24 protein-coding genes and 1 riboswitch are annotated in these 20,532 nt (G+C 39.3%); of the genes, 12 read left to right on the plus strand and 12 right to left on the minus strand.

Features of this window, described 5'->3' with window-relative positions; genetic code table 11:
* Nucleotides 1–10: 10 nt before the first annotated feature.
* Both COD92_RS26120 and COD92_RS26125 read right to left on the minus strand, forming a co-directional pair.
* Nucleotides 11–1,372, minus strand: coding sequence for a cytochrome ubiquinol oxidase subunit I (locus tag COD92_RS26120; RefSeq protein ID WP_098531959.1), 1,362 nt, complete (start codon nt 1,370–1,372; stop codon nt 11–13).
* Nucleotides 1,373–1,506: 134 nt separating this feature from the next.
* Nucleotides 1,507–2,439, minus strand: coding sequence for a metal ABC transporter solute-binding protein, Zn/Mn family (locus COD92_RS26125; protein ID WP_098531960.1), 933 nt, complete (start codon nt 2,437–2,439; stop codon nt 1,507–1,509).
* 206 nt (nt 2,440–2,645) lie between these two features.
* Between COD92_RS26125 and COD92_RS26130 the strand changes: the two genes are divergently transcribed.
* Entirely contained in the window at nt 2,646–3,218 is a 573-nt protein-coding gene (locus COD92_RS26130; protein ID WP_098531961.1) for a beta-class carbonic anhydrase, read from the plus strand.
* Nucleotides 3,219–3,335: 117 nt separating this feature from the next.
* Here COD92_RS26130 and yidD read toward each other — a convergent pair whose 3' ends face one another.
* Entirely contained in the window at nt 3,336–3,563 is a 228-nt protein-coding gene (gene yidD / locus COD92_RS26135; protein ID WP_098531962.1) for a membrane protein insertion efficiency factor YidD, read from the minus strand.
* A gap of 149 nt (nt 3,564–3,712) precedes the next feature.
* Between yidD and COD92_RS26140 the strand changes: the two genes are divergently transcribed.
* Nucleotides 3,713–4,186, plus strand: a complete 474-nt coding sequence (locus tag COD92_RS26140; protein WP_098531963.1) for an S-ribosylhomocysteine lyase — start codon at nt 3,713–3,715, stop codon at nt 4,184–4,186.
* A gap of 40 nt (nt 4,187–4,226) precedes the next feature.
* On the opposite strand, the gene ytzI is transcribed toward COD92_RS26140, so the two are convergent.
* Both ytzI and COD92_RS26150 read right to left on the minus strand, forming a co-directional pair.
* A complete protein-coding gene (ytzI, locus tag COD92_RS26145; protein WP_098531964.1) occupies nt 4,227–4,397 on the minus strand; it encodes a YtzI protein in 171 nt (56 codons plus the stop codon).
* Nucleotides 4,398–4,507: 110 nt separating this feature from the next.
* Nucleotides 4,508–4,765, minus strand: a complete 258-nt coding sequence (locus COD92_RS26150) for a DUF6154 family protein (protein ID WP_098531965.1) — start codon at nt 4,763–4,765, stop codon at nt 4,508–4,510.
* A 230-nt stretch (nt 4,766–4,995) separates the two neighbouring features.
* On the opposite strand from COD92_RS26150, the gene COD92_RS26155 reads away from it, so the two are divergent.
* Both COD92_RS26155 and ytkD read left to right on the plus strand, forming a co-directional pair.
* Nucleotides 4,996–5,319: a hydrolase gene (locus COD92_RS26155; protein ID WP_098531966.1), complete on the plus strand. Its 324-nt coding sequence runs from the start codon at nt 4,996–4,998 to the stop codon at nt 5,317–5,319.
* 84 nt (nt 5,320–5,403) lie between these two features.
* Nucleotides 5,404–5,883 carry an RNA deprotection pyrophosphohydrolase gene (gene ytkD / locus COD92_RS26160; protein WP_098531967.1) on the plus strand — a complete coding sequence of 160 codons (480 nt, stop codon included), beginning with the start codon at nt 5,404–5,406 and terminating at the stop codon, nt 5,881–5,883.
* Between the two features lie 20 nt (nt 5,884–5,903).
* Here the strand turns inward: ytkD and COD92_RS26165 are convergent, their stop codons facing one another.
* From COD92_RS26165 to COD92_RS26175, 3 genes are read right to left on the minus strand one after another with little or no spacing between them, the layout of a single operon-like run.
* Entirely contained in the window at nt 5,904–6,710 is an 807-nt protein-coding gene (locus COD92_RS26165; protein ID WP_255286751.1) for an ABC transporter permease, read from the minus strand.
* Complete coding sequence (locus COD92_RS26170) at nt 6,691–7,467, minus strand: ABC transporter ATP-binding protein (protein ID WP_098531969.1); 777 nt, start codon at nt 7,465–7,467, stop codon at nt 6,691–6,693. The genes COD92_RS26165 and COD92_RS26170 overlap by 20 nt, the downstream gene beginning before the upstream one ends.
* A 22-nt stretch (nt 7,468–7,489) precedes the next feature.
* A complete protein-coding gene (locus COD92_RS26175; protein ID WP_098531970.1) occupies nt 7,490–8,506 on the minus strand; it encodes an ABC transporter substrate-binding protein in 1,017 nt (338 codons plus the stop codon).
* Between the two features lie 131 nt (nt 8,507–8,637).
* On the opposite strand from COD92_RS26175, the gene COD92_RS26180 reads away from it, so the two are divergent.
* Complete coding sequence (locus COD92_RS26180) at nt 8,638–9,429, plus strand: alpha/beta hydrolase family protein (protein WP_098996633.1); 792 nt, start codon at nt 8,638–8,640, stop codon at nt 9,427–9,429.
* 37 nt (nt 9,430–9,466) lie between these two features.
* Complete coding sequence (locus tag COD92_RS26185) at nt 9,467–9,709, plus strand: DUF2584 domain-containing protein (RefSeq protein WP_098531972.1); 243 nt, start codon at nt 9,467–9,469, stop codon at nt 9,707–9,709.
* 81 nt (nt 9,710–9,790) lie between these two features.
* Here the strand turns inward: COD92_RS26185 and pckA are convergent, their stop codons facing one another.
* A complete protein-coding gene (pckA, locus tag COD92_RS26190) occupies nt 9,791–11,377 on the minus strand; it encodes a phosphoenolpyruvate carboxykinase (ATP) (protein ID WP_098531973.1) in 1,587 nt (528 codons plus the stop codon).
* A gap of 264 nt (nt 11,378–11,641) precedes the next feature.
* A riboswitch (SAM riboswitch) is annotated at nt 11,642–11,779 on the plus strand.
* A gap of 307 nt (nt 11,780–12,086) precedes the next feature.
* Between pckA and metK the strand changes: the two genes are divergently transcribed.
* Together metK and asnB are read left to right on the plus strand one after the other, a co-directional pair.
* Nucleotides 12,087–13,286: a methionine adenosyltransferase gene (metK, locus tag COD92_RS26195; RefSeq protein ID WP_098531974.1), complete on the plus strand. Its 1,200-nt coding sequence runs from the start codon at nt 12,087–12,089 to the stop codon at nt 13,284–13,286.
* A 327-nt stretch (nt 13,287–13,613) separates the two neighbouring features.
* Nucleotides 13,614–15,518 carry an asparagine synthase (glutamine-hydrolyzing) gene (gene asnB, locus COD92_RS26200; protein WP_098996634.1) on the plus strand — a complete coding sequence of 635 codons (1,905 nt, stop codon included), beginning with the start codon at nt 13,614–13,616 and terminating at the stop codon, nt 15,516–15,518.
* Between the two features lie 41 nt (nt 15,519–15,559).
* Here asnB and COD92_RS26205 read toward each other — a convergent pair whose 3' ends face one another.
* Nucleotides 15,560–16,072 carry a gamma carbonic anhydrase gene (locus tag COD92_RS26205; RefSeq protein ID WP_098996635.1) on the minus strand — a complete coding sequence of 171 codons (513 nt, stop codon included), beginning with the start codon at nt 16,070–16,072 and terminating at the stop codon, nt 15,560–15,562.
* Nucleotides 16,073–16,214: 142 nt separating this feature from the next.
* On the opposite strand from COD92_RS26205, the gene COD92_RS26210 reads away from it, so the two are divergent.
* Nucleotides 16,215–17,018 carry an alpha/beta hydrolase gene (locus COD92_RS26210; protein ID WP_098531977.1) on the plus strand — a complete coding sequence of 268 codons (804 nt, stop codon included), beginning with the start codon at nt 16,215–16,217 and terminating at the stop codon, nt 17,016–17,018.
* A 17-nt stretch (nt 17,019–17,035) separates the two neighbouring features.
* Nucleotides 17,036–18,118, plus strand: a complete 1,083-nt coding sequence (locus COD92_RS26215; protein ID WP_176541316.1) for a tetraprenyl-beta-curcumene synthase family protein — start codon at nt 17,036–17,038, stop codon at nt 18,116–18,118.
* Between the two features lie 21 nt (nt 18,119–18,139).
* Here the strand turns inward: COD92_RS26215 and mnmM are convergent, their stop codons facing one another.
* Nucleotides 18,140–18,712: a tRNA 5-(aminomethyl)-2-thiouridylate-methyltransferase MnmM gene (gene mnmM, locus COD92_RS26220; protein WP_098996636.1), complete on the minus strand. Its 573-nt coding sequence runs from the start codon at nt 18,710–18,712 to the stop codon at nt 18,140–18,142.
* Nucleotides 18,709–19,674: a tRNA modification radical SAM protein MnmL/YtqA gene (gene mnmL / locus COD92_RS26225; protein WP_098996637.1), complete on the minus strand. Its 966-nt coding sequence runs from the start codon at nt 19,672–19,674 to the stop codon at nt 18,709–18,711. Before mnmL ends, mnmM begins: the two co-directional genes overlap by 4 nt.
* Nucleotides 19,675–19,859: 185 nt before the next feature.
* On the opposite strand from mnmL, the gene COD92_RS26230 reads away from it, so the two are divergent.
* Nucleotides 19,860–20,123: a YtzC family protein gene (locus tag COD92_RS26230; protein WP_098531981.1), complete on the plus strand. Its 264-nt coding sequence runs from the start codon at nt 19,860–19,862 to the stop codon at nt 20,121–20,123.
* 15 nt (nt 20,124–20,138) lie between these two features.
* Nucleotides 20,139–20,318 carry a glycogen biosynthesis protein GlgD gene (locus COD92_RS26235; RefSeq protein ID WP_098996638.1) on the plus strand — a complete coding sequence of 60 codons (180 nt, stop codon included), beginning with the start codon at nt 20,139–20,141 and terminating at the stop codon, nt 20,316–20,318.
* Nucleotides 20,319–20,532: the final 214 nt, after the last annotated feature.

A 20,532-nucleotide genomic window follows, 5' to 3' on the forward strand; every position in this document is an offset into this window, starting at 1 on the left:
TTCCACCTCTTTAAGAATTTGAGCTATATAACGGCACGCCCTTTTGATTAGCCCGGTTTAAATCATCCACAACGGAATTCTTTTTAAAATAATATCTAAGTACAAAGAGTACTGAGAAAGCCAAAATAGCATATACCAAAGCAAACAAGGCAAAAAGGATGCCAAGATTGGTCGAAGTCGTGACGGAATCGGCTGTAGACAAAATTCGATAAATCGTCCAAGGCTGCCGGCCTGTGCAAGCAAAAATCCAGCCGAACTCAATCCCTAAAACAGCAAGAGGACCCGAGGCCACATACAGCCACATCAGCCATTTTGGGAAAGTATCCTTTTTAAAAACCTTTCTTAATGCTAGTCCAAGGAAGGAAATAAGGATCAGCAGAGACCCGACCCCAACCATAGCATTAAATAAAGTATGCACGAATAACGGCGGCCAATATAGTTCAGGGAAATCGTTCAGCCCTTTCACAACCGTATCAAAGCTGTTTCCTGCTAAAAAGCTCAGGGCCCAGGGAATCTCTAGTCCATACTTAACTTCCTGTGTTTCTCTATCTGTAAGACCGCCAATCGTTAGGGGGGCATGGGATTGCGTTTCAAATAGCCCCTCAGCCGCAGCAAGCTTTTCCGGCTGGTATTTATGTAAGTATTGGGCGGACTCATGGCCATTCAAGGCGGTTAATAAAGAAAATATTCCTCCAACAACCAAACTTAACAGCAAGGCTTTTTGATGGAATTTATAAATCCTTGAAAAGGCCTCTGCTTTTAACATTTTATAGGCTGATACTGTTGCCACGATAAAGGCACCAGTAGTGTAAGCTGACAATGCCACATGTCCGGCTGTCACAAAAAAGCTGGGGTTAAAAAAGGCGGCCCAAGGATCAATATCAACAATCTTTCCATTGACAATGTTAAAACCTGCAGGTGTTCCTTCAAAGGCATGGACATTTGTAATTAATACGGCAGAGCCCATAGCGCCAATCGCGACAAGAACAAGGCTTGTAATCCTCATCCATGGCGCAATTCTTTCAGCAGCGTAAACATAAATGGACATGAAGAGTGCCTCGATAAAAAAGGCATAGATCTCAATTTGAAAGGGCAGCGGCATGACTCTTCCAATTACCTCCATGAATCCCGGCCAGAGCAATGATAATTGAACCCCTGCGATGGTTCCGGTTGGAATTCCTACTCCAAGCAGGACGGCAAAAGCTTTTGTCCATCTTTTGGCCATGACAACATACTCGATATCTTTTGTTTTTTGATAGATAAGCTCTGCTGTCAATATCATAAAAGGCAGTCCAACACCGATTGTTGCAAAAATAATATGAAACCCCATAGTTGTTCCAAATAAACTCCTTGCAATCACTAAATCACTCATGTAATTCTTCCTTTCTCTGCAGACACATATGAATTTATTGTTTGCAGGGAAAGGATTCCTATGTAATAATTTCCAAAATAACGTTAAATTTTTTTATAACGAAAAAACCTCCCGAATGCCCGAGAGGTTTTTGATTACTGATTTAACGCCGTTTCAATGGTTTTAAGGTTAGCGTCCATTAAAGTAAAGTAGGTTTCTTTATTTTTTAGATTATCTTTGGATAGTACGGCTAAATTATGAATATGAAGGGCTTTGACACCCATTTCTTTTTGGACAACCTTGCCTAGTTTGGATTGAACATTTTGTTCAAAAAGAATATAGTGGATGCCCTCATGCTCCGCGATAGAAATGATCTTTTCAAGTTCTTTTTGCGTGGGCTCATTGGTTGTGGATAGACCTGAAATACTAATTTGCTCAAGTCCGTAACGATTTTCCCAATAACCAAAGGCAGCATGAGTAACCATAATTTTTTTGTGACTCGCTTTTGAAATGGTCTGTTCATATCGATTATTTAAATCATCTAATTCAGCAGCAAGTTTATCATAATTTTGATTAAAAAGTTCTTTGTTTTGCGGCATTTTACTTACCAAGCGGTCACGAATGACTTCGGCCATTTCTTTACAGTAAACTGGATCGAGCCAAACATGGGGGTTTACATTATTTGTACCGAGCTCTTCTCCTTCTCTTGAGTGAGGGTCTTTTGGCAGCTTAAGGTGAGCAGCTGTTGGAACAAGCTCAACATTTTCATTTTTAAGAGTGTCCTTTGCCTTTTCCACAAAACCTTCCAAGCCAAGACCAATATAGAAAAATAAATCTGAATCTGCTAAATTCATCATATCTTTTTGAGATGGCTCAAAGGTATGCTCATCAGCCCCTGGGGGATAGATGGTTTTTACGTTGACATATTTTCCACCAATTTGTTCTGCAAAATATTGCAAGGGGAAGACCGTTGTATAAACGGTTAATTGATCTTTCTTTTCTTTAGATTGATTCTTTTCTTTTGCACAGCCAGACAGAATGAGGCTTAATGGCAGAAAGAAAGTAAGAATCAGGATGATTTTTTTCATAAATACTCCTTCAAATAAATATTAAATCGGATTTATTACGATTTATTAATAAAAAATTTTTTGAATTCTGAAAGATAAACAATACATAATACGTAACCATTACGATTTTCATTAGTATCTTACAAAAAAAATTGCCTAATTGCAAGTATAATATTTGTTACATACAAGGCATATTATGTATGCTTAATAGGAAAGGTGGGATTTATATGAGCAGTACAATTTTAAACGACATTTTAGATTACAATCAAAAATTTGTAGAGGACCATGAATACGAGAAGTATGAAACAACCAAATTCCCTAACAAAAAGATGGTCATACTTACTTGTATGGATACTAGGCTATTAGAGCTTTTACCTAAAGCTCTAAATTTGGGGAATGGCGATGCCAAGATTATTAAAGATGCAGGAGCACTGGTAACACATCCATTTGGCAGTGTCATGCGCAGTATTTTAGTCGCGTTATATCAATTAAAAGCGCAAGAAGTTTTGGTTATTGCCCATTACGATTGTGGAATGAGCGGGATGAAGGCAGAACCGGTGATTGAGAGTATGAAAGAAAGAGGGATCTCTGAAGAAACGCTAAAAACTCTTACATATTCCGGAATCGATATCGAACAGTGGCTGCGTGGATTTGAAAATGTGACTGAGAGCGTCGAGCACAGTGTGGATATGATTAAAAATCATCCATTAATGCCAAAGGATATCCCGGTTCACGGTTTAGTTATTGATCCTAAGACAGGCAAGCTTGATTTAATTGTAGACGGTTATCAGATTGGCTAGCTGCGGCTCCTAACTTCTCGGCCGTTTCGATCCGTCCCTACAAATCCAAAATCAGGATTTGCAGTGCCGGCTCTCCAACGTCTGTCGAAGTTGAACAGTCGCCTCCGCTTTTCTAAATTAGTTCTTTTTCTTTTCCGGAACAGGGTCAACTCCCCCTGGATGGAAGGGATGGCATTTTGATATTCTCTTAATAGTCAGCCAGCCGCCTTTTATGGCACCAAAACGTTGAACCGCCTCTAGTCCATATTGGGAACATGTAGGATAGAATCGGCATGTAGGCGGTTTGATGGGTGAAATGACTGTTTGATAAAAGCGAATAAGCAAAATAAAGATTTTTTTTAGCATACTATTTACTCCTTTTGAATACAGGATTCATACTTACAACATACCATAAATAGTAATAAGCGTCTAAATTGCTAATTGTAACTAAGAAGATGTAATAAGTCGGATTTTATTGTATGATAAAGAGAGATTATAAAAAAGGAGTGAATAACGTGCCTTCAGTTGAAAGCTTTGATCTAGATCATAATGCTGTTAAAGCCCCATATGTTAGACATTGTGGTGTTCATAAAGTGGGCAGTGACGGTGTTGTTAATAAATATGATATCCGTTTTTGTCAGCCGAATAAACAGGCAATGAAACCAGATGCCATTCATACATTAGAGCATTTACTGGCCTTTAATATCCGCAAGCATTCCGAAAAGTATGACCATTTTGATATCATTGATATTTCGCCTATGGGATGCCAAACTGGCTATTACTTGGTTGTGAGCGGGGAACCAACCGTTGAGGAAATCATTGATCTTTTAGAAGATACAATGAAAGATGCGGTTGAAATCATTGAGGTTCCTGCTGCAAATGAAAGACAATGCGGCCAGGCTAAACTACATGATTTAGAGGGTGCTAAACGGTTAATGCGCTTTTGGCTTGAGCATAGTAAAGAAGATTTAAAACAAGTATTTGCCTAAAGCTTTAAAAATTCCTATTCAGCTGAGAATAGGAATTTTTTTATGCTTTATGATCATCTTCTTGTTTCTTGCTTTCTTCCTGATCAACATAGGGATTGTTTTCCAATGAATCAACGGTATGTTTATAAGTATATGCTTTAGAAGTAGTAGTAACTGCTAGTACCAAGACGACAATGACAATAATAATACCAACCACCAAGACCGTAAACATATTTCAACCTCCTTTCCTTAATATTGTACCATGAAAAAAGGGGCAAATTTGAAAAATTACAATAAAAAAGGAAGCGCTTCCGCTTCCGGGTGTCAGGTGTTATGTAAAATTCAATGTATATTCCTAGGATAATAAGTATGTGTTCGGTGCTGCCCGTACTCTTCTTGAGCAAACTTTCCTTTTAAGCTTTCAATCAAATAGAGTCCCATTAAATCATATAATTCTTGTTTATCCATTTCTTGAATTAAAGCCAGCAAATCTTCATGTGACATCTCTTCTAAAAAGGCAAATGTCAGCATATCAATGTCCTCTTCATCACCCGTTAACTTGTTTCGATACATTGCATATAATTCATCGACTAATTTCATTTTTCCACCTCCTGCTAAAATTGTTTGATTTGAAATTCTTTATACTTATTGAATACCCATAAACAAATAATATCATCCCTCCCTTTGAATTAACAAATTGACTGAAAAATCTGTTTTCTTGGTTGTATGTTTATTATATAGTATCATCCGCTAAAAAATGAGTCGAAATGTGAAAAAGAATAAAAAATTCTCTATTGGCACATTACTAAACAGTAAAAGGGGTTGAAGTAATGGACGAACAGAAGAAAACCTACTATATTGATGTAGGGACCGGTCAAATACTCAGTACTGCTTCAAGTTCTACGTGGAGCTATAAAATTGAAGCAACAGATGATGAAATAACCCAGTTAAGAGAGCTATTTAATCAAAACTATTCCACAGAGTGGAAGAACTTTTTTAGAGCCCATGTCCCTTTTGTTCAATACCATTATGACAGGGAGAATGACAGCTACGATAGTACCATTCAACAGGTTTACGGTATGCTATACAAATTAGGGGACCAAGAGGCAAAAAACCATATTGAAAGCATGAACATTTTACCGGAAAATCAGTAATACTGTGAGGAGAATCCAAAGGTTTAAGGATTCTCCTTTTTTATATATAATTATACCATTAAAGAAAATTTGGGGCGGATAAACATGAAAGAGTTTCTCGACTGCAACGGAAATACGATTGAACTTGCCTTTGGTCATCATGCCTTTACTATGAAGGCTAAACATGTTTTAGTTATTTGTCAATTTGAAAATCGCTGGTTTTTAACCAATCATAAACTTCGAGGTTTAGAATTTCCAGGTGGGAAAGTAGAAGAGGGTGAAACCCTTGAAGAAGCGGCGAGAAGAGAAACTTTTGAGGAGACAGGGGGCATCCTTGGTGACCTCCAATACATTGCTGAATACAAAGTGAATGACACTAACGGGGCTTTTGTTAAAGCTGTTTTTTTGGGGAAAGTGGATCGAGTGGAGCATACCAAAACTTATTTTGAAACAAATGGGCCGGTTGTTGTCGAGGGTGACATTTTGCAGCTCCGCTTTGCTGAAGAATACAGTTTTATCATGAAAGACCAAGTCATTGAGGAATGTCTAAAATTTATTAATCAGCTGCAAAATGAAAGGAAATAGCAGAAGGTTTTTAGCCCCTGCTATTCTTTAATTAATTTCTTTTCTAATACATCTACGAGCTGATACATAAACGTGGCAAATACGGCGATCACCAAGAGAGATAAGAAAACTAGCGTAAAATTAAATACTTGGAATCCATAGATGATCAGGTATCCAAGTCCTTTAGTGGATACAAGGAATTCGCCAACAATCACCCCTACCCATGATAGCCCAACATTCACCTTCAATGTGGAAATAATCGCAGGGAAGCTGGCCGGCATTATTGCTTCCTTAAAGCATTGTACGCGTGTTGCTCCGAAGGTTTGAAGGACCTTTAGATAGTTGGAGTCCACTTCTTTGAAGGATGTATACACGACAAGCGCCGTTATAATAACTGATATTATCACGCCATTAGCGATAATTGAGGTATATCCTGGACTAAGGGCGACAATGATTACTGGCCCTAAAGCAACTTTGGGCATTGCATTAAAAATGACTAGATAAGGGTCAAGTATTTTAGAAATCATCGGAGACCACCAGAGAACGGCGGCGATGATGACACCGAGGATGGTGCTCACAATAAAGCCAATGATCGTTTCTATTAAAGTAGCCCCTAAATTCGTTAGTAATGAGCCATCTTGCATTTTCTCAATAAACAATGCCCAAATTTTTGAAGGGGAACTGAATAGGAGCGGGTCAATCCACTGCATCCTGCTTAAAAATTCCCAACTCAAAAATAAGAACAGGAAAATAATCAGTTGATAAAAACGCACCCATCTTTTTTCGATTTTTAAAGATCTCAGATATTTTTTATGGAGGAGTTCAACACTAGTCTTTTCTTGGCTCAAGGGACTCCAACTCCTTCCATATCGCTTGAAAAATACCTTGGAATGCTTCATGGTTTCTCGCTTCGAAAGGAGAAAGCCTCTTAAGCTCTTCCGGCATTTCAAAAATTTTGTGGATTTTTCCAGGCTTTGATGAAAATAAAAAGATGCGATCGCTCATAGCAATGGCTTCTCCAATATCATGGGTAACAAGGATAGCTGTTTTTCCAAACTCATTCAATGTCTGTGAAACTAAATCCTCAAGTTTTAGTTTTGTTTGATAATCAAGTGCGGAAAATGGTTCATCAAGCATCAGCAGCTTTGGCTCTGTTGCCAGTGTTCGCACGAGGGCTGCCCTCTGTCTCATTCCGCCTGATAATTGCTTAGGCAGTCGTTTTTCTACACCCTTTAAGCCAATCTGGCTTAATAAGCTTAGAGCTGCGAACTTTGTTTTTTCATTTAGCCGTTTCGATAACTTAAGGCCTAATAATATATTTTCTTCAATCGTTTTCCAAGGAAACAAATAATCTTGCTGCAGCATATAGCCGATTTCATTTTTTGAGGTTGAAACGGGCTTGTTTTCTAACAGTACAGTCCCTTGGGTTGGTTTGAGTAAGCTCGATATGATCGAGAGCAGAGTGGTCTTTCCACAGCCACTTGGGCCGAGGAAGGAGACAAACTCTCCCTCCTCAACAGTTAGTGAAATATCGGAGAGGGCCGTGGTGACAGAGGCTTTAGTGAAATAAGTGTGATGAATATCTTGAACCTGCAAGAAGCTCATGATACCGGCCTCCCTTTCCAATTTATTTTTTCATAATATCCTGAGCGATTTTTGTATTAACAAGTGTCTTATAGTCTACTTCTTTCGGAAGCTCACCGGCTTCTTTCATGATGTTTTGGAGATTGTTCCATTCTTCTTCGTCCAATATAGGGTCTGTTGCAAAGGAGCCTTGGCTTTTATAACGATCCACAACTGTTGTCATAATATCTATATCGGTATCTGGGAAATAAGTCATAACAGCTTTGGCCACTTCTTCAGAACTGTGCGTTTGCACCCATTGCTGTGCTTTATAGATCGCTCTAGTAAATTTTTCAACAGTATCACTATTTTCTTTTATATAGCTTTGTTTCGCCATAAAAGTGGTATAAGGTACATGACCGGATTCCTTACCAAAGGATGCAACAATGTAGCCTTTCCCTTGTTTTTCAAAAATGCTGGCCGTTGGCTCAAACAGCTGTACAAATTCGCCTGTACCGGATGCAAAGGCGTTGGCTATATTTGCATAATCAACATTCTGAATTAAAGTGAGGTCCTTATGCGGGTCAATTCCATGTTTTTTTAACACAAATTCACCAACCATTTGCGGCATGCCGCCCTTGCGCTGGCCAAGGAATGTTTTCCCTTTTAATAAATCCCATGAAAAATTATCAATTTTATTTCTGGCCACTAGGAACGTTCCATCGGTCTGGGTGAGCTGCGCAAAATTAATGACCGGATCATTGGACCCTTGTGCGTAAACATAAATCGATGTTTCTGAACCAACAAGTGCAATATCTGCTCCGCCTGAAATTAAGGTTGTCATCGTCTTATCGCCGCCAGGAGTAGTGGTTAAGGTAACGTCTAACCCCTCATCCTTGAAAAATCCTTTTGCAAGGGCTACATATTGCGGGGCATAGAATATCGACCGAGTCACTTCCGCAATTCGTACCTTTTCTAATTTTTTTGTTTTTGTTTGCGAATCGCTATTACAAGCAGCCAATGAAATCATAAGAACACTTATGAGAAGTAAAGAGAAACTCATTTTTACCCACTTTTTCATAATAGTTACCCCCTTTAATACACGTTAATAAATCTGGGCTAATTGCCTAAGATATCGTATGTAGGGAAGAAAGATGTGTGAGTGCCCAGTTACATTTAATTTATAAAAATGCTATAAAGGAGGGACGACAGATGGACATTAATAATGGAAAAATCCTAGAAATTAATCGATTTCCGTCTCCTAATCCAAATGTGGAATTAAAAGTCATTACCTATCTCTCAAACGGGCTAAAAGTAAAGGGGATGCTTGCAGAACCCATTCATGAAGGCAATCTGGACGGGTTCCTTTATTTAAGAGGCGGAATTAAGAACGTCGGGAAAGTAAGGCCGGCAAGAATTGCCCAGTTTGCCTCAGAAGGTTTTATTGTTTTTGCCCCTTATTATCGGGGAAACCAAGGGGGAGAAGGGAATGAAGATTTTGCTGGGGAAGACAAAGAAGATGCATATGCTGCCTATCAACTTTTGAAATCACTTCCAAGGGTACGGGATATTCATATCTTTGGCTTTTCACGCGGGGGTGTTATGGCATTATGGACGGGAATCCAATTTCCGGAAGCCGCCTCTATCGTTACCTGGGGGGGTGTGAGTGATATGGCCCTTACCTATAGGGAACGAAAAGATCTACGGAGAATGATGAAAAGGGTGATTGGAGGGACACCTGATAAGTATCCGGAACGATATAAAGAAAGAACCGCCCTTTATGAGCTTGATAAAATGGAAGCCTCTACACTCATTATTCATGGAGTAAAGGATCAAAATGTGTCAGTGGAGCACGCTCATCGGCTGGAGAAAAGGCTGAGATCACTAGATAAATCAGTAGAATGCTGGTACTTTGAAGAGTTTACCCACTATTTTCCCCCTGCCGTAAACAGAAAAGTCGTACATGATTTATCAAAGTGGATGAAAAATCAGTCTAAAAGATGATAAAATAAAGGTAATATAAGCGGAGGAGCGGATATGTATGGGTATGCCTCTTGAAATGAATACGATGATTGTGACTAAAGGAAGGGAGCAAAGGATAGAGGAGAATCTTTTTGAGTTAGTTAAAGAAGGATATAGACTTTACCCTATTGAAATTCCGATTGATGTCAAAAAAACAATCGATTGTGATTCAAGTGGAACCGCGCTGATAAAAAAAGTGGAATGGCAAAAAAACACCACATCCATAACCTATCAATTAGTATCCTTAAATACTACAAATTAAACTTGGAGATATACTTCTTTTTTTAGTTAGTGAAGGAAAGAAAAGCCCATATCGTAAATGATATGGGCTTTCTTACTTAAACTATTTTAGTGGTCCGCCTTGTTCTTCGATTTCTGCCGGGACATTAGCGAACTTTTTAAAGTTTTCATGGAATTTCGCCGCTAATTCCTTTGCTTTTTTCTCATAGGCCTGTTGGTCTGCCCATGTTTTGTTAGGTTGAAGTACCTCATCTGGAACTCCTGCAACATGAACCGGTATATTTAGTCCGAATATTTGATCTCTCACCGTTTCTACATGGTTGAGTTCTCCCTCTAGGGCTGCTTGCACCATTGCTCGTGTATAGGATAACTTCATTCTGTTTCCAATTCCATATTCTCCGCCCGTCCAGCCGGTATTAACTAAAAAGACATTCACGTTATGCTCTAGAATTTTTTCGCCAAGCATTTCCGCATAGCGTGTCGCTGGAAGTGGAAGGAATGGTGCACCAAAGCATGTTGAGAAAGTGGCTTCGGGAGAGGTAACTCCGCGTTCCGTTCCGGCAAGCTTAGAAGTATAGCCGCTCAAAAAGTGATACATAGCCTGTTCCTTTGTTAACTTTGCTATCGGAGGCAACACTCCAAAGGCATCTGCTGTTAAAAAGACAATCGTATTAGGGTGACCAGCAATACTTGGCTGGATGATATTATCAATTGCCTCCATCGGATAGGCAGCCCTCGTATTTTCCGTTAGGGTGCCGTCATCATAATCAGGAATCCTTGACTCCAAATTGAGGACTACGTTTTCTAGAACGGTACCAAACCGAATTGCATCAAAAATTTGCGGCTCTTTTTCATGAGAAAGATTAATGCACTTGGCATAACAGCCGCCTTCAATATTAAAGACCCCATTAGATGACCAGCCGTGTTCATCATCCCCAATTAAGCGGCGATTTGGATCTGCTGAAAGAGTGGTCTTTCCTGTTCCAGACAATCCAAAGAATAAAGCCACATCGCCCTCAATTCCAACGTTAGCTGAACAATGCATGGAGAAAATATTATTTTCCGGAAGCAAATAATTCATGACAGAAAAGATGGACTTTTTCATTTCCCCGGCGTATTCTGTGCCGCCAATTAATACAGTTCTTTGTTCAAAAGAGATGATTATAAAGGTTTCAGAATTTGTTCCATCAATCACTGGGTCCGCTTTAAAATTGGGTGCGGAAATGACCGTAAACCCGGCATCATGTGTCAGCAATTCTTCTTCTGTTGGGCGGATAAATAACTGATGTGCAAATAGATTTTGCCAAGCAAGTTCATTGATTACTTGAATAGGCAGTTGGGACTTTTTATCTGCTCCGGCAAAGCCCTTGAACACAAAAATCTCATTTTGTTGTCTTAAGTAATCAAGCATTTTATGATAAAGTTTCGTAAAAGCTTTCTCCGAGATTGGCTGGTTTGTTGAGCCCCACGCAACTTTTGACTTAGTAGACTCTTCCATAACAATAAATTTATCCTGTGGCGAGCGTCCGGTATATTTACCTGTGGAAACACTGACAGCGCCGGTAGAAGTTAGAGTTCCTTCATTTCTTCTTAAAACCTTTTCGACTAATTGGGGAACGGATAGTTGAACCTGGACATGACTTTCTTGTAACAAGTGCTTTAATTCGGTTGGAATATGAACAGAATTCATTGACTGAAACCTTCCTTTTCATTGATTATTTGTTAAATAGTATAACACATTAATTTTAATAGTCTATACTAATAAATAAAATTATGTGAATATTTGAGGATTTATTCTTTTGATAAGAAAATAGTCCTGGATTAATGATTACTAAATAAGAGGAAGTAATAAAATGATCTAAAGTAACAATTTACTCTTTTAAGGAAAAATTTGATAAAAATTCATTGACATTGTTTGAAATAGTAGGTTATGATTTACCCTTGAACGGATACTCTCTTATCCCGAGCTGGTGGAGGGACAGGCCCTATGAAACCCAGCAACCTGCAAACGAAAAAACGGATTTTAGTTGAATCCCCTATTTCGGGCAAAGGTGCTAAACCTGAAGCAAGGCTTGACCTTGAACGATAAGAGTGAAAGGCACGCAGAACTTTTGCTATCAACCTTTCCTCATTGGATGGAAAGGTTTTTTGTTGTTTTTACGTGCTTGCTACATAAATGTACTTTTTATTCCATCGTATAAACTGCCAGAGGATTATCCGAAATGAGAAAATAGTCTGGTTCAAGCACCAAGGCACTTTTACATTTCTATAATAATAATCCCATGTTTATTTCATACTACTAAGGGAATGAGTTCCGTATCAATTCGAGGTTAAAAGGCAGGTATACATAAAACCCATACAGCTAACCTCACTTTATTCCATAATAAGGAGGAATTCAGATGTCAACAAAACGTCGTTTGTTTACTTCTGAATCAGTAACCGAAGGTCATCCTGACAAGATTTGTGACCAAATTTCTGATTCCATTTTAGATGCAATTTTAGCTAAAGATGCTAATGCTCGAGTTGCCGCTGAAACTTCAGTAACAACAGGATTAGTTCTAGTAGCGGGAGAAATCACGACATCCACTTATGTAGATATTCCTAAAATCGTTCGTGAAACAATCAAAGGGATCGGTTATAATCGTGCAAAATATGGTTTTGACTCCGAAACTTGTGCGGTTTTAACTTCTATTGATGAACAATCTCCTGATATTGCGATGGGCGTTAACCAAGCCCTTGAAGCTCGTGAAGGTCAAATGTCAGAGGAGCAAATTGAAGCAATCGGTGCAGGGGACCAAGGTTTAATGTTTGGTTTTGCTTGTAATGAAACAAAAGAGCTTATGCCTCTTCCGATTTCACTTGCGCATAAACTTGCACGCCGATTGACGGAAGTACGGAAAGAGGACTTACTGCCTTATTTGCGTCCGGATGGAAAAACACAAGTAACCGTTGAATACGATGAGAACGATAAACCTGTTCGAATTGATACGATTGTCATTTCAACGCAGCATCACCCAGAAATTTCATTGGAGCAAATTCAGCGTAACGTGAAGGAATATGTTATCAATCCTGTTGTTCCAAAAGAACTGATTGATGAAAACACTAAATATTTTATTAACCCAACTGGCCGTTTCGTTATCGGCGGGCCGCAGGGTGATGCAGGTTTAACAGGCCGTAAAATCATTGTGGATACTTACGGCGGTTATGCTCGCCATGGCGGCGGTGCATTCTCTGGTAAAGATCCAACAAAGGTTGACCGTTCAGCGGCATATGCTGCTCGTTATGTAGCCAAAAATATTGTAGCTGCAGGCTTGGCCGATAAGGTAGAAGTTCAGCTAGCATATGCAATTGGTGTAGCAAGACCTGTTTCCATTTCAGTTGATACGTTTGGAACAGGCCAAGTTAATGAAGAGCAATTAGTTACTTTAGTAGAACAAAACTTTGATCTTCGTCCGGCTGGTATCATTAAAATGCTTGACCTTCGCCGCCCAATCTACAAGAAAACAGCTGCTTACGGCCACTTTGGTCGGACAGATATTGATCTTCCTTGGGAGCGCACTGACAAAGCAGATGCGTTAAGAGAGCAAGCAAATCTATAAGTAAGCAGGGAGTTGCATCTAGGATGTAACTCCCTTTTTCGTTTCTTCGTCATATAAATTGATTTTGTAACTATGTTTAGGTAGGTACAAAGAAGTGAAAAATGAAGGATAACTTGGCGATAAAGGATAAACATGATAAACTTTGGTGATTGCGGATTTGTCCGCAGTCAATAGACGCTATTGACGAACGAGAAAGAAGAAAAGAGTCCCGAGGGTGTTTTAAATTTTCCTAATGTTCACAGTGCCATTTTTTTTATAATAGTGGTAGTATTAGAGAGATGTTTTTTAGAAGACGTTTAATATGAATTGGAGTAGGTGAGGTACATAATGTGTGGTTTTATCGGTTGTGTACACGACAAAACACAAAACTATAGTGATGAACAAAAACAACAATTTAAAAATATGAACGATTTAATTACCCATCGCGGGCCGGATGATGATGGTTTTTATTACGATGACCATATTCAATTTGGCTTCCGTCGTTTGAGTATTATCGATATTGAAAGTGGTCATCAGCCGCTAACGTATGAGAACGAGCGTTATTGGATTATTTTTAATGGTGAAATTTACAATTATGTTGAACTTCGTGAAGAGTTATTAAAAGAAGGACTGTCATTCGCTACAAGTTCGGATACAGAAGTAATCATTGCACTCTATAGCCACTTAAAAGAAAAAGCGGTTGAAAAGCTGCGCGGAATGTTCGCCTTCGTGATCTGGGATAAGCAGGAACAAACCCTTTACGGTGCACGTGATCCGTTTGGAATAAAACCGTTCTTTTATTTAGAAGATGGCGAAAGAACCTTTTTGGCATCTGAGAAAAAGAGTATTTTATTGGCATTAGAAAATGATGTCCTCAATTATGATGCTTTACAGCATTACTTGACCTATCAGTTCGTTCCAGAACCAGATACGCTTTCAGAGGGAATTAAAAAGTTAGAGCCTGGCCATTATTTTACAAAAAAAATCGGCGCTCCAATGGAAATGAAAAAGTATTGGAAGGCCCACTTTAAGCCTGTTCAGAAAACGGAAGCTGATTTTATTAAGGAAATTCGTGATGTATTATTTGATTCAGTCGAAAAGCATATGCGCAGTGATGTTCCGGTAGGGTCATTCCTATCAGGGGGAATTGATTCTTCAATTATTGCATCGATTGCAAAAGAATTTCATCCTGCTATTAAAACTTTCTCTGTTGGTTTTGACCATAACGGGTTCAGTGAAATTGATGTAGCTAAGGAAACAGCTGAAAAGCTTGGTGTTGAAAATATCAGTTACATCATTACACCTGAAGAATATATGAATGAAATTCCTAAAATCATGTGGCATATGGATGATCCTTTGGCTGACCCAGCCTGTGTTCCTCTTTATTTTGTAGCACGGGAAGCACGTAAACATGTTACCGTAGTCCTATCAGGTGAAGGGGCCGATGAATTATTCGGCGGTTATAATATCTACCGGGAACCGCAGTCATTAGAGGTATTTAATAAAATACCGAGGGTTGGTAAAGTTTTATTAAGAGGAATTGCGGGGATGATGCCTGAAGGAATGAAGGGTAAAAGCTTTATTGAGCGCGGCGTTACTCCAATGGAAGAGCGTTATATTGGCAATGCCAAGATGTTCACTGAAGCAGAAAAGCGAGATTTATTAAATGTTTACCGTGAAGGTTTAAACTATATGGATGTAACAAAGCCGCTTTATCAAGAGTCAAGAGGTTATGACCCAGTAGACCGGATGCAGTATATTGATATCCATACTTGGATGCGCGGAGATATTTTACTGAAGGCCGATAGGGTGACAATGGCTCATTCACTAGAGCTAAGGGTGCCATTCTTAGATAAAGAAGTGTTTGAAGTGGCTTCGAAAATTCCGACCAGCTTAAAAACAGCTAATGGTACAACCAAATACATTTTACGTAAAGCAGCTGAAGGTGTAGTCCCTGAGCATGTTCTAAACCGTAAGAAGCTAGGATTCCCTGTCCCAATTCGTCATTGGCTAAAAAATGAAATGAATGAATGGGCGAAAAAGATTATCCGTGAAAGCAACACGGACCATCTAATCAATAAATCATATGTCTTGGGCTTACTAGAAGACCACTGTCAGGGCAAAGCTGACAACAGCCGGAAGATCTGGACAGTGCTTATGTTTATGGTTTGGCATCAGGTATATGTGGAAAATGTCTATTCGTTTCAACGTGATTATGCCCTGCAAAAAGAATTACAATCAGTAAAGCATTAAGAGAAAAGCACCCGCAAAAATGTGGGTGCTTTTGTTAATCTTTAAGATTGCAAAGACTTATAATATTGGCCTTTCTCGGCATATTCTGTATAGATACGTTCCATATCTTTTTTGTCTTCTGGGGTTAATTCCCTAATAACTTTTGCTGGTCTGCCAAATGCTAAGGTATTAGGCGGGATTTTCTTTCCTTGAGGCACAAGGCTTCCGGCTCCAATAAAGGCACCTTCTCCAATCTCTGCTTGATCGAGAATGATCGATCCCATGCCAACTAAGGCTCTTTTTCTCACAATGCAGCTATGAAGTATGACCTGATGTCCAATCGTAACCTCATCTTCTAAAATTAGCGGGTTATTAGGGCTTTGGTGTAAGATAGAATTATCCTGAATATTAACCTTATTACCTATTCTAGTTGGGGCAACATCGCCTCGAATGACGGAATTAAACCAGACACTGGACTGTTCGCCAATTTCCACATCACCAGTTATTGTGACATAATCGGCAATAAATGCGGTTTCGGCAATTAACGGGTATTTGTCTTTAAAGGGGTATATCAATTGGAATCGCTCCTTTTTAAATGATAAGTATATTTTAGCGAATAGTATAAGTGGTTTTCAAAAAATAAATCTGTTATAACCAATAAGTCTAAACTTACTGGGGTTTAACAAAAAAGCATATCTTTTTCTAGGGGGACGAATTATGTGGAAATGGGAAGCTGAAGGGGAGGCAAAAGCGGTAATTGTAATGGTGCATGGTGCTATGGAACATCATGGCCGTTACGGATGGCTGATTGAAATGTGGCGTTTAGCCGGTTTTCATGTCATCATGGGCGACCTTCCGGGGCAAGGGATGACGACAAGGTCCCGCCGCGGCCATATCGATTCCTTTGATGAGTACATTATGGAGGTAAAGGACTGGGTGCAGGCCGCCTATCAGTATAACCTCCCCGTGTTTCTATTAGGCCACAGCATGGGCGGATTGATATCCATTCGTTTATTGCAGGAAGAACAGTTGAATGTTGCCGGGGTAATCCTTTCTTCGCCATGTTTGGGACTGGTTCAAGCTCCATCTAAGTTTTTGAACGCCTTATCACATATATTAAATGTAGTGTATCCATCCCTTCGAATGAATTCTGGCTTGTCGGTGCAAATGGCCACCAGAAACGATGATGTCCGCGAAGCGGATGCTAATGATACACTTTACGTGACAAAGATCTCGATTCGCTGGTATCGTGAACTTGTAGGTGCTATAAAAGAAGCATTCGAAAATTTGGAAGATACACAGGATCTCCCAATGCTCGTCATGCAGGGCGGAGACGATAAAATTGTCAATAAAGCCACGGTAAAGCAATGGTTTAATCATGTTCCGTTATCAGAGAAAAGGTTTAAGGAGTGGCCCAAGTGCTACCATGAAATTTTTAATGAACCGGAGCGGGATGAAGTATTTGAATATGCGAAGGATTTTGTTAATAGTCAATTAAAAGCAATTGGGTATATTGTATAGAAAGGTAGATGTTTTCCATGATGCCAATCACCCTTATGTCTAGGGTCTATCGCAAAATCATTCCTGCAGTCCATCAAGAATTGGCTTATTGGAAAAGCCGGGCTGAGAAAATTCCCAATCAGGAATTAAGAAATCAGGCGCTTGCTAGTATCGAACATAAAACCTTCCATTGTGAAGGAGGGGGAGTTCTTGCTCTAACAGCCAAAGAAGACTATCAAAAAGCTGTAAAATTTATCGTAGCTTATCAAACAATCAGTGATTATTTGGATAATCTTTGTGATCGGAGCACCTCACTAGATCCTGCCGATTTTACAGCTCTCCATGAGTCTATGTCTGATGCGCTTAAGCTGCAGGTAGAAGAGAAAAATTATTATCGTCTTAGGGACGACCAGGATGACGATGGATATTTACATGATTTATCCGAGACTTGCCGCTCCGTCTTGAGAGAGTTAGATCACTATGATTTAATCAAGGATTATCTTCAAGAGCTTTGCCGATATTATTGTGATTTGCAAGTAAATAAGCATGTGGTAAAAGAGGAACGGGTACCGCGTTTAAAAAATTGGTTTAACTATTATCAAGACAAGCTGCCTGAGATGGAATGGTATGAATTCTCCGCTTGTTCCGGTTCAACATTGGGGATCTTTTGTTTAGTATCGTATGCGATGCGGGAAGATTTTCAATTAGAGGATGCAAGAAATATTCGTAAGGGTTACTTTCCCTATATACAGGGGTTACATATACTTTTGGATTATTTTATTGATCAAGAGGAAGACATTATTGGCGGGGACTTGAATTTCTGCACTTATTATAATAGTGAAGAGACTCTTTTTAAACGATTAAAACATTTCGTTAATGAAGCCGACCGCCATACAGAATTCCTGCCCCATAAGAAGTTCCACCAACTGATTAATCGCGGTTTGTTAGGGATTTATTTATCAGATGCAAAGGTTCGTAAACAGAAAAATGTCCGTAAACTGGCAAGAGGAATTATAAAATCCGGCGGGTGGATTAGTTATTTCTTTTATTTTAATGGACTTGCTTATCGCTCCCTGCAAAAATCAATACCAGCAATTGTAACAAGATCTTTTACCAAATAAAACCAGGCGAGAAAGCCTGGTTTATCTTTTTTCGATTGCGATAATAAATGGCGGGTTATTTTGTTGATTAATATATTGATACTGAAGAACATGGGCTGTTTTTTGATCGAGCTTTTGACAATAGTGCAATAAATCATCACGTTCAACTGCGCCTTGTTCATGCCCATGATAAATCACAAGGACGATGATTCCTTCTGGTGCCATGATCTCCAATAACTGCTCTATCGCAGTTATGGTTGTCTCAGAATGGGTGACAATATTCTTGTCACCGCCAGGCAAATAGCCTAGATTAAATATTGCTCCTGTTATTTTTCCGTGCTCTTCAACGGGGATTTTTACAGAAACTTGTTCGTGGCCTGCATGAAAAATTGAGACTCTGTCTGTTAAATGATGTTCGGTTAGGCGTTTTTTGGTAGCGTTAATCGCTTCTTGCTGGACATCAAACCCATAAACTTTACCAAGTTCTCCAACCAGCTCTGCTAAAAATAGGGTGTCATGTCCATTCCCTAAGGTGGCATCCACTACTATGTCACCCGGTTTGACGGCTTTTTTAAGTAAACTTTTGGCAAAAGGAAGAATGCGATCCATTTTCATGATAGATTCCCCGGATTCTTTTGATATAACTTACCCTGGAAACTGTTCCTTCGTTTTAATTCAGCATCAATGGAATTTAGTACTTCCCATTTATTAACACTCCACATAGGACCTACCATTAAATCAATCGGACCGTCCCCTGTTATCCGATGAACAATCATTTCCGGCGGTAAAATCTCCAACTGGTCGCATACTAAATTTACATAATCCTTTTGGGATAGAAATTCAAGCATTCCCTTTTCATATTGTTTAACCATTGGAGTGCCTTTTAATAAATGCAGCAAGTGAATTTTAATTCCTTGTACATCTAATTTTGCCACTTCACGAGCTGTTTCCATCATCATGTCATTGGATTCCAGCGGCAGCCCATTAATAATATGAGAACAAATCCGGATATCATGTTTTCGTAACTTGTTAACTCCCTCGATGTAACATTGAAAATCATGGGCACGGTTTATGAGTAAGGCAGTTCGCTCATGAACCGTCTGCAGCCCAAGTTCGACCCATAAGTACGTCCGTTGGTTCAATTCAGCTAAATATTCGACTACATCATCAGGAAGACAATCCGGACGAGTAGCGATGGATAAACCAACGACACCATCTTGTTTCAGGACAGTCTCGTATTTTTCCCGAAGTACCTCAACAGGTGCATGGGTATTGGTAAACGCCTGAAAATACGCCATATATTTGCCGTCTTTCCACTTAGTATGCATTTTTTGTTTAATTTCATTAAATTGTGTTTCCAATGTTTCGACCCTGTTACCAGCAAAATCCCCGGAACCTGCAGCACTGCAAAATGTACAGCCGCCATGTGCGACCGTACCATCACGGTTCGGGCAGTCAAATCCACCGTCTAAGGCTACTTTAAACACCTTATGACCAAAATGGTTCCTTAGGTGGTAATTCCAAGTGTGGTATCGTTTATCGTCTGTTGCATAGTGAAAAGGTTTTGTCTGGATCACTTAGAAAACCTCCTTTTTTAAGATTGCATAACCTCAATTTTATCATGAAGTAACCCTTTATCCAATTGCAATTGTCACAAGCATTCTTGGTAATAATTATCCACCAATCCTGAGTTATAGGAATAGAAATGGAGAACAAAATAAGAAATGAAGCGTGCGCTTCATAACATGAGGGGGGTTCTTAGATGGCTACTCGCGACTCAATGGATAATTTAATGCAGCAAGTTGAGGACACAATCCGCTATGCTGAAGAGCAATATAAGCAAAGCAGCCTTCAAGAGCAGTATAATGACGATGGTTATACGAATGCGCTGCAACAGCTTGAGCAAACCTATCAGGATATTTGTAAGTTGGCCCATAGTGCGAACCCGCAGCAGCGGGAACAACTCCATCGAATGAGACTTCAGATACAGCAGCTTCAAAATTCCATGATTATTGAAGTACATTAAGAGGAGGAGAATTTTTTGAAGAAACGTTCGAAGAAGAATAATCCCGAACAAAAAACCCGTAATAGTGTCAATAATCAAGACCTTGAACTCGGTCAGGACCGTGACTTAATAAAAGAAGCAAAAAAGAAATACGAGAAAACTGGCGGACAGCCCGTTAAATCCAAAATGCATCAAGAACCAGAACAATCTTCATAAGATATGAAAAGGATCTCTCACTTTGTGGAGAGGTCTTTTTTGTATTTATCTGTCGCGGCAATAGATTTTGTTAGTGTTCGGGGGTTATGAATCGCTCTTATCTTTCGAAAAAGCAGAATTTTTAATAAAAAAAAGAGTAAAACGAAAAAGATTGCACCCATCCTGTTAATGGAATACAATGTATCTTTGGAAAATGAAATGTTTATCGTAAAGG

The sequence above is a fragment of the Bacillus sp. AFS037270 genome (genome assembly GCF_002585305.1).

Bases quoted from the DNA above. Each gene is read 5' to 3' on its own strand.
- COD92_RS26120 (WP_098531959.1), bottom strand. From the start codon at position 1,372: ATGAGTGATTTAGTGATTGCAAGGAGTTTATTTGGAACAACTATGGGG.
- COD92_RS26125 (WP_098531960.1), bottom strand. From the start codon at position 2,439: ATGAAAAAAATCATCCTGATTCTTACTTTCTTTCTGCCATTAAGCCTC.
- COD92_RS26130 (WP_098531961.1), top strand. From the start codon at position 2,646: ATGAGCAGTACAATTTTAAACGACATTTTAGATTACAATCAAAAATTT.
- yidD (WP_098531962.1), bottom strand. From the start codon at position 3,563: ATGCTAAAAAAAATCTTTATTTTGCTTATTCGCTTTTATCAAACAGTC.
- ytzI (WP_098531964.1), bottom strand. From the start codon at position 4,397: ATGTTTACGGTCTTGGTGGTTGGTATTATTATTGTCATTGTCGTCTTG.
- COD92_RS26150 (WP_098531965.1), bottom strand. From the start codon at position 4,765: ATGAAATTAGTCGATGAATTATATGCAATGTATCGAAACAAGTTAACG.
- COD92_RS26155 (WP_098531966.1), top strand. From the start codon at position 4,996: ATGGACGAACAGAAGAAAACCTACTATATTGATGTAGGGACCGGTCAA.
- ytkD (WP_098531967.1), top strand. From the start codon at position 5,404: ATGAAAGAGTTTCTCGACTGCAACGGAAATACGATTGAACTTGCCTTT.
- COD92_RS26170 (WP_098531969.1), bottom strand. From the start codon at position 7,467: ATGAGCTTCTTGCAGGTTCAAGATATTCATCACACTTATTTCACTAAA.
- COD92_RS26175 (WP_098531970.1), bottom strand. From the start codon at position 8,506: ATGAAAAAGTGGGTAAAAATGAGTTTCTCTTTACTTCTCATAAGTGTT.
- COD92_RS26180 (WP_098996633.1), top strand. From the start codon at position 8,638: ATGGACATTAATAATGGAAAAATCCTAGAAATTAATCGATTTCCGTCT.
- COD92_RS26185 (WP_098531972.1), top strand. From the start codon at position 9,467: ATGGGTATGCCTCTTGAAATGAATACGATGATTGTGACTAAAGGAAGG.
- pckA (WP_098531973.1), bottom strand. From the start codon at position 11,377: ATGAATTCTGTTCATATTCCAACCGAATTAAAGCACTTGTTACAAGAA.
- metK (WP_098531974.1), top strand. From the start codon at position 12,087: ATGTCAACAAAACGTCGTTTGTTTACTTCTGAATCAGTAACCGAAGGT.
- asnB (WP_098996634.1), top strand. From the start codon at position 13,614: ATGTGTGGTTTTATCGGTTGTGTACACGACAAAACACAAAACTATAGT.
- COD92_RS26210 (WP_098531977.1), top strand. From the start codon at position 16,215: ATGTGGAAATGGGAAGCTGAAGGGGAGGCAAAAGCGGTAATTGTAATG.
- COD92_RS26215 (WP_176541316.1), top strand. From the start codon at position 17,036: ATGATGCCAATCACCCTTATGTCTAGGGTCTATCGCAAAATCATTCCT.
- mnmM (WP_098996636.1), bottom strand. From the start codon at position 18,712: ATGAAAATGGATCGCATTCTTCCTTTTGCCAAAAGTTTACTTAAAAAA.
- COD92_RS26230 (WP_098531981.1), top strand. From the start codon at position 19,860: ATGGCTACTCGCGACTCAATGGATAATTTAATGCAGCAAGTTGAGGAC.